The organism is Bradyrhizobium sp. Ses1 (assembly GCF_059512365.1).
Genome location: NZ_JCAMOQ010000100.1, coordinates 1 through 11432 on the forward strand (window position 1 = coordinate 1; position 11432 = coordinate 11432).

10 protein-coding genes and 1 tRNA gene are annotated in these 11432 nt (G+C 58.8%); 8 read left to right on the top strand and 3 right to left on the bottom strand.

The genetic code is table 11. From position 1 onward, the window contains the following. Positions 1–593: 593 nt before the first annotated feature. The 5 genes from AC5ZG5_RS44580 to AC5ZG5_RS44600 all read left to right on the top strand — a co-directional run bounded on the left by AC5ZG5_RS44580 (position 594) and on the right by AC5ZG5_RS44600 (position 4535). On the top strand, positions 594–1595 hold the full coding sequence (locus AC5ZG5_RS44580) for a TRAP transporter substrate-binding protein (RefSeq protein ID WP_456642499.1): 1002 nt from the start codon (positions 594–596) through the stop codon (positions 1593–1595). Positions 1596–1742: 147 nt separating this feature from the next. Continuing rightward, positions 1743–2318 (top strand): TRAP transporter small permease, encoded by a 576-nt coding sequence (locus AC5ZG5_RS44585; protein ID WP_035689066.1) that lies wholly within the window; start codon positions 1743–1745, stop codon positions 2316–2318. Beyond that, positions 2315–3640: a TRAP transporter large permease gene (locus AC5ZG5_RS44590; protein WP_456642500.1), complete on the top strand. Its 1326-nt coding sequence runs from the start codon at positions 2315–2317 to the stop codon at positions 3638–3640. The genes AC5ZG5_RS44585 and AC5ZG5_RS44590 overlap by 4 nt, the downstream gene beginning before the upstream one ends. A 113-nt stretch (positions 3641–3753) precedes the next feature. After that, positions 3754–4290 (top strand): Spy/CpxP family protein refolding chaperone, encoded by a 537-nt coding sequence (locus AC5ZG5_RS44595; protein ID WP_456642501.1) that lies wholly within the window; start codon positions 3754–3756, stop codon positions 4288–4290. Positions 4291–4459: 169 nt separating this feature from the next. After that, a tRNA-Lys gene (locus AC5ZG5_RS44600) sits at positions 4460–4535 on the top strand. 824 nt (positions 4536–5359) lie between these two features. Here AC5ZG5_RS44600 and AC5ZG5_RS44605 read toward each other — a convergent pair. Next, positions 5360–6259: a LysR family transcriptional regulator gene (locus AC5ZG5_RS44605; RefSeq protein WP_456642502.1), complete on the bottom strand. Its 900-nt coding sequence runs from the start codon at positions 6257–6259 to the stop codon at positions 5360–5362. A 102-nt stretch (positions 6260–6361) separates the two neighbouring features. Between AC5ZG5_RS44605 and AC5ZG5_RS44610 the strand changes: the two genes are divergently transcribed. After that, a complete protein-coding gene (locus AC5ZG5_RS44610) occupies positions 6362–7351 on the top strand; it encodes a zinc-dependent alcohol dehydrogenase family protein (protein ID WP_456642503.1) in 990 nt (329 codons plus the stop codon). A gap of 103 nt (positions 7352–7454) precedes the next feature. Here the strand turns inward: AC5ZG5_RS44610 and AC5ZG5_RS44615 are convergent, their stop codons facing one another. Continuing rightward, positions 7455–8423 (bottom strand): LysR family transcriptional regulator, encoded by a 969-nt coding sequence (locus AC5ZG5_RS44615; RefSeq protein WP_456642504.1) that lies wholly within the window; start codon positions 8421–8423, stop codon positions 7455–7457. Between the two features lie 101 nt (positions 8424–8524). On the opposite strand from AC5ZG5_RS44615, the gene AC5ZG5_RS44620 reads away from it, so the two are divergent. Beyond that, a complete protein-coding gene (locus AC5ZG5_RS44620; RefSeq protein WP_456642505.1) occupies positions 8525–9325 on the top strand; it encodes an NAD(P)H-dependent oxidoreductase in 801 nt (266 codons plus the stop codon). Between the two features lie 50 nt (positions 9326–9375). Here AC5ZG5_RS44620 and AC5ZG5_RS44625 read toward each other — a convergent pair whose 3' ends face one another. Next, on the bottom strand, positions 9376–10266 hold the full coding sequence (locus AC5ZG5_RS44625) for an NAD(P)H-binding protein (protein ID WP_456642506.1): 891 nt from the start codon (positions 10264–10266) through the stop codon (positions 9376–9378). Positions 10267–10382: 116 nt separating this feature from the next. Between AC5ZG5_RS44625 and AC5ZG5_RS44630 the strand changes: the two genes are divergently transcribed. Next, positions 10383–11195: a helix-turn-helix transcriptional regulator gene (locus AC5ZG5_RS44630; RefSeq protein ID WP_456642507.1), complete on the top strand. Its 813-nt coding sequence runs from the start codon at positions 10383–10385 to the stop codon at positions 11193–11195. The last annotated feature ends 237 nt before the right edge of the window (positions 11196–11432 follow it).

An 11432-nucleotide genomic window follows, 5' to 3' on the forward strand; every position in this document is an offset into this window, starting at 1 on the left:
CACGGGTGCAACCAGCACCCGGCTTTCCCTGCGCCCTCTGATTGATGAGAGGGTGAAACGAGACGCAAAGCTCGGGCAATACATGCCGCGAGAATGCCGACTCACATCCTCTCTGCTGTTTGAAATTTGAATCGTGATCTCTCCTCTCGTCGTCCCGGGCTTGACCCGGGACCCATAACCACAGGCAGATGTGATGTGCTCCGCTGCAGCCGCTTGCTCGCGCCACAACAACTCCCTGTGGTTATGGGTCCCCGCCTTCGCGGGGACGACACCGATGCGAGGTTCGGTGAAATCGTAGGATGGGTAGAGCGAAGCGAAACCCATCATTCGTGAGGCTTGCTTCATCGCGATGGGTTTCGCTGCGCTCTACCCATCCTACGGCCGTCTTTCGACGGACGACGGTGGGCAAGACGCGACAGCACGATGGCCAATGAGCGCATGCCGGACAGAACGTCGCAATTTTGCGGCGCAGCATGCGACGACGGCGGCCCCTGCTAACGGGCAATGGCAATTTGGCCGGCTTCTCTGTATTGGTGGCATACAAGAACTTGGGGCGGGTGATTGGCGCGCCCCGCAATGAAGCGGGAGGAAACATGCGTAAGTGGATGTTGGCTGCGGCATCGGTCGTGGGGATTGCTTTTGCCGGGCCGGCGGCGGCGGACGATCCGATCGTCATCAAGTTCAGTCACGTCGTCGCAACCAACACGCCGAAGGGGCAGGCGGCCGAGAAGTTCAAGGAACTCGCCGAGAAATACACCAATGGCAAGGTGAAGGTTGAGGTCTACCCGAACTCGCAGCTTTACAAAGACAAGGAAGAGCTCGAGGCCCTGCAACTCGGCGCGGTCCAGATGCTGGCGCCGTCGAACTCCAAGTTCGGCCCGATCGGGGTCAAGGAGTTCGAGGTGTTCGATCTGCCCTACATCCTTCCCGACCTTGCCACGCTGCGCAAAGTCACCGACGGTCCGCTTGGCGCGAAACTTCTGAAATTGCTCGAGCCGAAGGGCATGATCGGTCTCGCTTACTGGGACAACGGCTTCAAGCAGATGAGCGCCAACAAGAAGCTGATCGAGCCGGCGGACTACAAGGGGCTGAAGTTCCGAATCCAGTCGTCCAAGGTGCTGGAGGCGCAGTTCCGAAGCCTCGGCGCGATCCCCCAGGTGATGGCGTTCTCCGAGGTCTACCAGGCACTGCAGACCGGCGTGGTCGACGGCCAGGAGAATACCTGGTCGAACATCTACACCCAGAAAATGCACGAGGTGCAGAAGTACATCACCACCACCAATCACGGCTATATCGGCTACATCGTGGTCGTGAACAAGAAGTTCTGGGAGGGCCTGCCGCCCGACATCCGCGAGCAGTGCGACAAGGCGATGAAGGAAGCCACCGTCTACGGCAACGGCCAGTCGCAGAAGGAGAACGACGACGCGCTCGCCGAGATCAAGAAGACCGGCAAGAGCGAGATCATCGCGCTGACGCCGGAGCAGGATGCGGCGATGCGCAAGGCGATGGAGCCGGTCTACAAGGACGTCGCCAAGCGCGTCGGCCAGGGCTTGATCGACGAATTCGTCAAGGAGACCAAGGGGGCGACGAACTGAGACGTGTTGATTGGGGCGTACTCTTCCGTCATGGCCGGGCTTGACCCGGCCATCCACGTCTTTGTGGATGCCCGGGCGGCCTGCGCGAAGACGCCTTTCGCGCCTTAGCCCACCATGACGAATTCACTGTAGACGGGGGGAACATTGATACTGCTCCGCATCCTCGACCGGCTGGAGGAGATATTGATCGCGACGCTGATGGCGGCCGCGACTCTCATCATCTTCGTGGCGGTGTGCCATCGCTATCTGATCGGCATTCCCTTGCTTTACCCGATCCTGTTCCCGATCAACCTGTCCTGGGCGCAGGAATTATGCATCTACATGTTCGTGTGGATGGCGAAGTTCGGCGCGGCCTATGGCGTGCGCACCGGCATCCATGTCGGCGTCGACGTCGTCGTCAACCAGCTCAGATCGCCGTGGCGCAACATCGTGGTGCTGTTCGGTCTGCTCTGCGGCGCCTTCTTCACCGCCGTGATCGGCACCATGGGCGCAAAGTTCGTCTACGGCCTGATGCAGACCGACCAGGTCTCGCCTGATCTCGAGATACCGAGCTGGTTCGTCTATCTCTGCATTCCGCTCGGTTCCTATTTGATGTGCTTCCGCTTCCTGCAGGTTGCCTGGGCTTATTTCCGCACCGGTGAACTTCCGCATCACGATCATGCCCGCGTCGAGGGCGTCGAGGTCGATGCGCCCGCGATCGGTGCCGGCGAGGTGACGCGATGACGAGCCTCTTCATCTTCGGCCTGCTGATTGTCCTGATGCTGACAGGCATGCCGATCTCGATCGCGCTCGGTCTGACCGTGCTCACCTTCATCTTCACCATGACCAACGTGCCGACGGAATCGGTGGCGCTGAAACTGTTCACCGGCATCGACAATTTCGAGATCATGGCGATCCCGTTCTTCATTCTGGCCGGCAATTTCCTGACCCATGGCGGCGTCGCCCGCCGCATGATCGCTTTTGCGACCGCGATGGTCGGACATTGGTATGGCGGGCTGGGGCTCGCCGGCGTCATGGCCTGCGCGCTGTTTGCGGCGGTGTCGGGCTCGTCACCGGCGACCGTGATCGCGATCGGCTCGATCATGATGCCGGCGATGGTGAGCCATGGATTTCCGAAGCGCTTCGGCGCGGGCGTGATCACGACTTCCGGCGCGCTCGGCATCCTGATTCCGCCGTCGATCGTGATGGTGATCTATTGCGTCGCGACCGGCGGCAGCATCGCGCTCGATCCGGCCGGCCATCGCGTCTCCTCTGCGTCCGTCGGGCAGATGTTCATCGCCGGTGTGATCCCCGGCTTGATGCTCGCCGCGCTATTGGGGACGACGACATTCTATCGCGCCTGGCGCAATGACTATCCGCGGCTGCCGCGCGCAAGCTGGGCGGAGCGGTTCACCGCGTTCCGTCGCTGCGTCTGGGGATTGCTGCTGATCGTGATCGTGCTCGGCGGCATCTACGCCGGCATGTTCACGCCGACGGAGGCCGCCGCCGTCAGCGCGGTGTACGCCTTCGTCATCGCGGTCTTCGTCTATCGCGATATGTCGCTGAAGGACGTGCCCAGGGTGCTGCTCGGCTCGGCTAACATGAGCGCGATGATCCTCTACATCATCACAAACGCGGTGCTGTTCTCGTTCCTGATGGCGAATGAGAACATCCCGCAGCAGATCGCGGCATGGATCACCGGGGCGGGCGTCGACTGGATCATGTTCCTGCTGGTGGTCAACCTGCTGCTGCTGCTCGCCGGCAATGTAATGGAGGCGTCCTCGATCGTGCTGATCATGGCGCCGATCCTGTTTCCGGTGGCGGTCAAGCTCGGCATCCATCCGGTGCATCTCGGCATCCTGATGGTGGTCAACATGGAGGTCGGCATGTGCCATCCGCCTGTCGGCCTCAACCTCTATGTCGCGTCCGGCATCGCCAAGATGGGCATCACGGAACTGACGATCGCGGTGTGGCCGTGGCTTTTGACCATGCTGATCTTCCTCGGCATCGTCACCTACGTTCCCGAGATCTCGCTGTGGCTGCCGCGTGCGCTCGGCATGTTGTGAACGCTTAAGGATGGCGGATTACATCTTGGTAAGGGAACGCTCCCTGTCCAAACTGTAAGTTGCGGTGCGGGCAGGGCGGTCTCATCTTCAGGCAACCTTCAAAGGAGGTTCGCATGAAGAAAGTTCTGCTCGCTGGCGCCGCGGCGCTCGCCATCGCCGGCTCCACCGTCGCCTACGCCCAGCATCGTCCGTGGATGCATGGCCAGATGCGGATGAACCCGGAGGACCGCGCGGCCTTCCTCGATGCCCGGATCGCCGCCGTTCACGCCGGGCTGAAGCTCACGGCCGACCAGGAGAAGCTGTGGCCGCCGGTCGAGGCCGCGGTGCGCGATTTCGCCAAGCTCCGGATCGACCGCGCCAATGCGCGGATGGAGGCGGAGAAGAACGCGGATGCGCAGCAGAAGCCGGATCTGGTTGCCCGGCTCCGCGAGCGCGCCGACAACATGGCAGCCAGCGCCACCGCGCTGAAGAAGATCGCCGACGCCGCCGATCCGCTCTACAAGACGCTGGACGACAATCAGAAGCGCCGGCTCACCCTCCTGACCCACATGGACCGCCGCTTTGGGGGTGAAGGCTGGCGCCGCCACCGCTTCGACCGCGGCTTTGACCGCGACGATCGGGGTGACCGCGACGGCTCCGGTCGGCTCTGACCCCGCCGGTTGGTGACCTAACCATCGGAAAAACCGCCGGAATCCGGCGGTTTTTCATGTTCCCGGGCGCCTTGCCAAAGCACGGGAAAACCTCATCCAGCTTGCTGGACATCGCGGGGGCGCTTTGCTAAACGACGGCCCTCGCAACGAGGTCTGCCGGGCCCGTTCCGGGCGCATAGCTCAGTTGGTAGAGCAGCTGACTCTTAATCAGCGGGTCCCAGGTTCGAGCCCTGGTGCGCCCACCACCCTTAAGAGATTGGCCCGCAAGGGCTTTTTTAAACTCCTCGGCAGAACAAACCGGGTCTCGTGCGACGCTTTTAATGGTCGTACGTCGCACGCTGTGCGACGAGTCGGACAATTAGGACCGAAGCCCGTCCACCACTGTAACACGAGACCTACCGGTCTGCGTTCAGCTCTTCATGCCTTCCTTCCGCACCTGCAATTCAAGTCTGTCGATACCGCTGCCCGTCGATATCAAAACAGAGCTCCCCAAATAGTGGGTGTCGCGGTGTAGCGGACCCCGCCACCAAGGAAAATAGGATCTCTTTCGCCCTTCCCCCTCCGGCGCGTCCAATTTCCGGCTCGGTCTGGCGGGACGTCCAGCGATGGTTGCGTAAACGATGGTTGCTTGGTCTGGCAATCGCGGCCGCTTCCGCTTGGTTCAGCCAGCAACCCGTCGAAGGCTTCGGGGTTATGATGTTGCGATAGCCCACCCAAGATCACGAAGTCCGACCGACACTGGCGAGCTCCCTCCCAAACTAGCGGCAGAGCGCGTGATAGAGGCTTCGATTGGGGCATCCATGGATACGAAGAGGATCTCATCCGCGTCACCAGCATCGAGCTGGGCGCTGTGAATGCCGGACTCATTGCGAGGATGTGCGCGACAGCGCTCAGCGCCGGCTCGGCGACATGGAGCAACTCGAAGCCGCAGATGTCGCCAATGCCGTCCTCTATGTAGTGACACAGCCGCGGCACGTGAACGTTAACACACAGCAAGCGTAGTACCTGACCACCCTCGACATTGAATCAGTTTGAGGCCTCTGTCAGTGTCTCAAGGCGCGTGTTCGTGTCACATCATACGCTTGGGCAAAGCGGCCGCCAATGCATCCACTGCGAGACGTACCTTGAGTGGTAGGTGTGGCGTTTGTAGCCACAGAGCATGGCAGTCGTAAGGAAATGAAGGCTGATCCACCAATAGTGGGACTAGCGTGCCCGCCCGAATGCGTTCGCGAATCAGCCAGTAGGGAAGCCAGGCCAAGCCCATACCGCTGACCGCTGCATCGGCTATCGCGTCGAGGTCATCCAGTCTCAACCGGTTAGCGGGGGTAATCCCCACCGGGGCTCCGTGCTTTCTCGGGAAGATCCACGGGCGAATGCGGCCTGACCGACGATAGATGATGGCATTGTGCTTGCCGAGATCCTCGATCTGCTGCGGCGGGCCGTTCATCTCAACATAGGACGGCGATGCGCAGACGATCATGCGCTGGCGCGCGATGCGCCGCGCAATCATTCCGGCTTTGTTGTCCAAGTCGCCGGTCCGGATGGCAAGATCATAACCATCTTCGGCGAGGTCGACGAGGCGATCACTGAAGGATATGTCAAGCTCCAGAGCGGGATATTTCTGCGCAAGCGTCAGTAGGATTGGAGTCACGCACCGTCGGCCGAATAGCACGGGCATAGTGACACGTAGCTTTCCACAGGGTTGGGATAGCTGATCCGCTGCCAATGCGTCCGCAGCCTCTGCTTCGGCCAGAACCGTCCGGCAGCGTTCATAGTAAGCGCGCCCGAATTCGGTCAGGCTCTGGCGGCGCGTAGTCCGGTTGATGAGGCGTACACCCAGACGTTCTTCGAGAAATCGGACGTGTTTGCCGACCATCGGCCCAGATAGATCAAGCGCAGCAGCTGCGGCCGCGAACGTTCCCAACTCAACGGCTTTTACGAACGCGGCCATGCTAGCAAGACGGTCCATTTCGAAACTCTCAGTTTCTACTGTTTTGCCCAGCATCCTATTTATTTGCGCTGGGTCTGCTGGCAAGTCTCAGTTGACTCAACAATTTTGGGGTACGCTAGAATGGCACGGGTTATTCGATTCCACGAGCATGGGGGTCCTGAGGTTCTCCGCATCGAGAACGTCGATGTTCAGCCGCCAGGTCGGGGTGAGGTCCAAATTCGCGTTAAAGCACTGGGCCTTAACCGGGCTGAAGCGAACCTGCGCAAGGGCGCATATATTGAAGCGGCAACATTGCCGTCCAGCCTTGGGCTAGAAGCGGCTGGCGTCGTCGAACGGCTCGGAGAAGGCGTAGACGGCTTCGTGGTCGGTGACGCGGTTAGTATCATCCCGCCAATTTCAATGGTTCGCTGGCCCACTTACAGCGAGGTCGCGACGTTTCCCGCGGATATCGTTGTCAAGCACCCGGCGTCGCTCAGCTTCGCCTCGGCGGCCGCCGTGTGGATGCAGTACCTAACCGCCTATGGCGCCCTTATCGAAGTGGCCAAGTTGACCAAGAGCGATCATCTCGTCATTACGGCCGCTTCGAGTAGCGTTGGAATTGCCGCGATCCAGGTCGCGAAGACCGTTGGGGCGAATACAATAGCTATCACGAGGACTTCTCGAAAGAAGCCAGCTCTGCTCGAGTTGGGCGCATCGGAGGTGATTGCTTCAGAAGAAGAGGATCTGGAGCAGAGGCTCAAGGATATTGCTGGCCCGGAAGGGGTACGCGTTGTTCTCGATGCTGTCGGAGGGCCGATATTTAATCCTCTAACCGCAGCAATGTCGCGGGGAGGTATGCTCCTCGAGTACGGCGGACTCAGTGCCGAGCCGACCCCGTTTCCATTGCCTACCGTGCTGGGCAAGATTCTCACGCTCCGCGGCTACCTCGTCCATGAGATCACCGGCAATAAGTCTCGATTGGAGGCGGCGAAGAAGTTCGTCCTAGATGGTCTCGTCTCAGACTCGCTAAAGCCAGTGATCGCGAAGACCTTTCCGTTTGTTCAGATCGTCGAAGCGCATCGCTTTCTGGAGTCAAATGATCAATTGGGCAAGGTCGTCGTGACGGTTTGAGCAAGCACTGATTGGACTGCGGGGCGCCAACCGGCATTTCGTACCACCTCGACCGGCAATCGCAAATTTGCGAGCCGTGGTGGATCGAAGCAGGCGAGCGAGCTTACTTTGAAGGCTTTGTGCGTCGATCGTGCCTGCGGGTGAGATTTGAAGCGATAGCATGCTCGGCAAGCCGCGCGTTGGCCAACGAGACGATCGCCTCGCGGATCCAGCGGTGACCGCTATGCCCATGGGTGCGTTCATGCCAGACCATGCCGACCGAGAATCCCTCGACAGGAAACGGACTTTCAACCAATCGCAATCTCTCGGTCCGTTCGTACATCAAGCGTTCCGGCACCAAAGCAACGAAATCGGAACGAGCCACAATGTCCGGGACAAATAGAAAGGATGCCGCGGACATTACGACGTTACGTCGAAGTCCCAAGGCTGCTAACGAGATATCCACGGGAGTAACAAAGTCTCCCCCGCGAAGGGATACAATTACGTGCTCGAGTTCCGTGAACTGCTTGATCGATAGTCGGTTCGAAAGGCGAGGGTGATCTTTCCGTCCAATAAGTATGTATCGGTCATGGAACAGGTGTCTGGTGCGGAGGTTGGCGGGCGCGTCTGTCGGAGTCATCAGAGCGAGATCGACATCGCCCCGCGCCATCTGCGCTTCCAGTTGCGGAAGATCGAGGTTGCGGATAGCGATCCGCACCCGGGGCGCCGTTTTCCTTAATTCGAGGACGAGCGGCTCGACCAAAGCATATTGCAAGTAGTCTGTACAAGAGACCGTGATGGTCATCTCAGCTCTGGCGGGATCGAAGTTTCTGTGGCGTGAAACGGTGGATCGAACCTGGTCGAGCGCTTGGCGTACCGGTTCAAGCAATTCGAGCGCCTTGACGGTCGGTGTCATCCCGCGCTGTGCCGGGATCAGCAAGGGGTCGTCAAATACCTTCCTGAGGCGGTTAAGTTGAGCGCTGACCGCAGGCTGACTCAGGCGCAGCCTGGCGGCAGCCCTCGTCACGTTCTGTTCGATTAGAAGCGCTTCGAGGGTAACCAGAAGGTTGAGATCAAGCCGCTTGCTATCCATGACATGAATAGTAGCCGAGCAATTACTCGATTTCAAATATAGCTAAAACCGGTGTTCTCTGTCGGACGAAGATTCGCCGTTAATGCCTCGGAGTTCGATCTATGAAAGTGGTGCTGGTTTTTGCTCATCCTGAACCGAAGTCGCTCAGCGCGTCCCTCCGGGACGTTGCAGTACAGGAGCTGGTTGGGCAAGGTCACGAAGTTCGGGTGTCCGATCTTTACGCCCAGGAGTGGAAGTCTGAAGTCGATCGTGCAGACTTTCCGAACTGGCCGGTCGAAAAGCGTCTCGTCGCGGGCGCGGCATCAAACGATGCCTTCCACGGCGACGCGCTCACATCGGATGTAAAGCGCGAGATCGATAACCTTGTCTGGGCAGACATGCTGATCCTGCAATTTCCACTCTGGTGGTACGGCATGCCCGCGATCCTTAAGGGTTGGGTCGATCGCGTCTACGCGAATGGCTTTGCCTACGGCGTCGGGGAACATAGCGACAAGCGATGGGGCGACCGCTTCGGAGAGGGAAATCTCGCGGGTAAGCGAGCGATGTTGATCGTAACAGCCGGCGGTTGGGAGGAGCACTATTCGGATCGAGGAGTGAACGGTCCAATTGATGATTTGCTGTTCCCGATCAATCACGGGGTTCTGTTTTATCCAGGGTACGAAGTCCTGCCGCCCTTCGTTGCCTACCGGGTTGATCGCTTCAGCGAGGCCGATTTCGAAGCAGTCGCGACGCAGCTCCGGGACAGGATGCGTGCTATCGAGACAACTGCGCCGATAGCCTATAGAAAGCAGAATGGTGGCGACTATTTCATCCCCAGCATGAAGCTGAAGCCTGGGCTTGAAGGTGCTGGCACGTCCGGCTTCTCGCTGCATGTGAGCAAATCTAAAGCAGCCCGGTTTTGAAGACCGAGTTCTATGGCGCGCAAGACGATCAGGCTAGCCGACAAATTCCATCACTTGTGATCCAGCAGTGTTTCTTGGATCATTATTTCGAGGCTGCTTGCTGTGACGCCGAGAAGTTGCTCGGTGTCGCTTGCGTCGACGACAAGTGGGTTATCGAACAAGTAGCGCATCTCCACGCCTTCGTGGAAACCGACGGCCTGCAATTCCTCCGTTGTGAGCTCGCGCAATTTAGGCGTCTCAAACTCGAGAGCTGTTGCGAATTTTTCGGTGAGTTCGCGGATTGACGCATACTGGCTTGGAACGTGAAACGCTCGATTCCACTCTCCCGTATAGTGCGCCGCGGACACAAGTGTCTTCGCGGTGTCTTTGGTGAATGACCAAGCGTGGATAGCATCCAGACTACCTGGAAATGAAACCGTCTCCTTCTTCAGAAGGGAGGGAAGGGCAAGTAGCGAAAAATAGGTAATAGCTCCGTTGCCCAGGTAATCGCTTGCACGGACTTCGATCGCGGGAACCTTCGATCTGGCCGCGCGCTCCCACATAATGCCCCTCACTGTGCCTTTTCTGCTGGTCGGATTGAGCGGCGCCAATGGCGAAAGTGGGCTTGTGGCACTTTCGCCGTATCCATATAGGTTGCCGAGCACGACGATCTTGGCGTCAGTCTCCTCAGCGGCCTTGACCGTGCCGTCCATGATTGGAAAGAAGTCAGTCGGCCATCTGTCATAGGCCGCCATGGCGCACATGAAGATCGCTTCAGCGCCTTTGCTGATCTCAGCCAGCTGAACTGCGTTGGTCGCATCTGCCGAAATGGTGCGCACCGCTCGCGCCTCGATCATGCCAGCATTTCTGCTCGTCAGGACTACGCTATGCCCCTGTTCTGCCAGAAGGCGAGCCGTTTCGCGTCCGACTGGGCCTGCTCCCACCACGACATAGTAACTCATGTGTGCCGATCTTCATTTGTTGTTCGGAGTATTAGCTTTTTGGATTTCGAGCAGTTGAAAGTCGCGCACAATTGGCCAAATCTTGAGTACGTTCCGCCAAAGTTCGAGATTGCCAAATGCATTTTCAGATCGGTTCGGCGCTGCCCCTCGAGGCCACGTTAAGGCTTGTTGAACCAGGCGCCTGCGTACTCCCCCCTATTGATGCCCACAGAATTGTCGTACACCTAAGCCATGCCACCCGCACTTTTTGTCGAGAGACTGGATTTGCCGCTTTGCGGGAAGTCGGCGACATCGATCTCATTCCCTCTGGAGACACCGGAGGCTTCGACGCAGAAGCGGCTTATCAGTCCCTTGAAATCCGCCTCGCTCCGGTGGTGCTGGACCGTGTAAGGGCCGAGATCGGGCGAACCACAACCGCAAACGGGTTTGAAAAACGCCATATGCTTCGTCACGATCGGATCTTTAGTCTGGCTCGATCTATCGAGCACGATCTTTCACTGAAATCAGCAAGCGATCTCCTGTATGCCGAGAGCATCGGGATCGCGCTAGCAATTCAATTGCTTGGGCTGCGTGGCGAGCCGCTCGACCCGCAGGCTCGTCTCTCGCCAATTCAGCTCAAGCGAGTGTTGACCTATATCGATGAGAAACTGGATCAGCCCCTTACGCTCGAAATATTGAGCCGCGAGGCGGGCGTCAGCAATTCGCATCTGCGAACATGGTTCAAGGTCGCCATGGGATTGACGGTTCATCGCTACGTATTGCGGAGGAGGGTGGAACGAGCGCGTTTCCTTCTGCTGCAGGGAAAGTTGGGCCCAAGCGAGGTCGCGTTGGAGGTCGGCTTTGCCCACCAGTCACATATGGCGCGATGGATGCGTCGAGAGCTTGGTTGTAGTCCAGGGGACCTACGTCGGACGGCTATCAATCGATAGTTCCGACTTTGCTCCGCGCCCGATTGTCGAGCCCGCGAGCCTCCAATTCAATTTGATCGGCCGTGATCGATGGGGAAGCCTTTCCCAGGCTTTGCAGACAGATCGATATGTTTGTGGGATCGGAGCCTATATGTAGCAATTCAATTTTCTGAATTGATTTGTATCCGTCCGGCGAGGACCGCGGGTAGCTGACTTGCAGAGTTCCAGTGTTTAAGTTGGGTGGAGCAATCCGTCGGA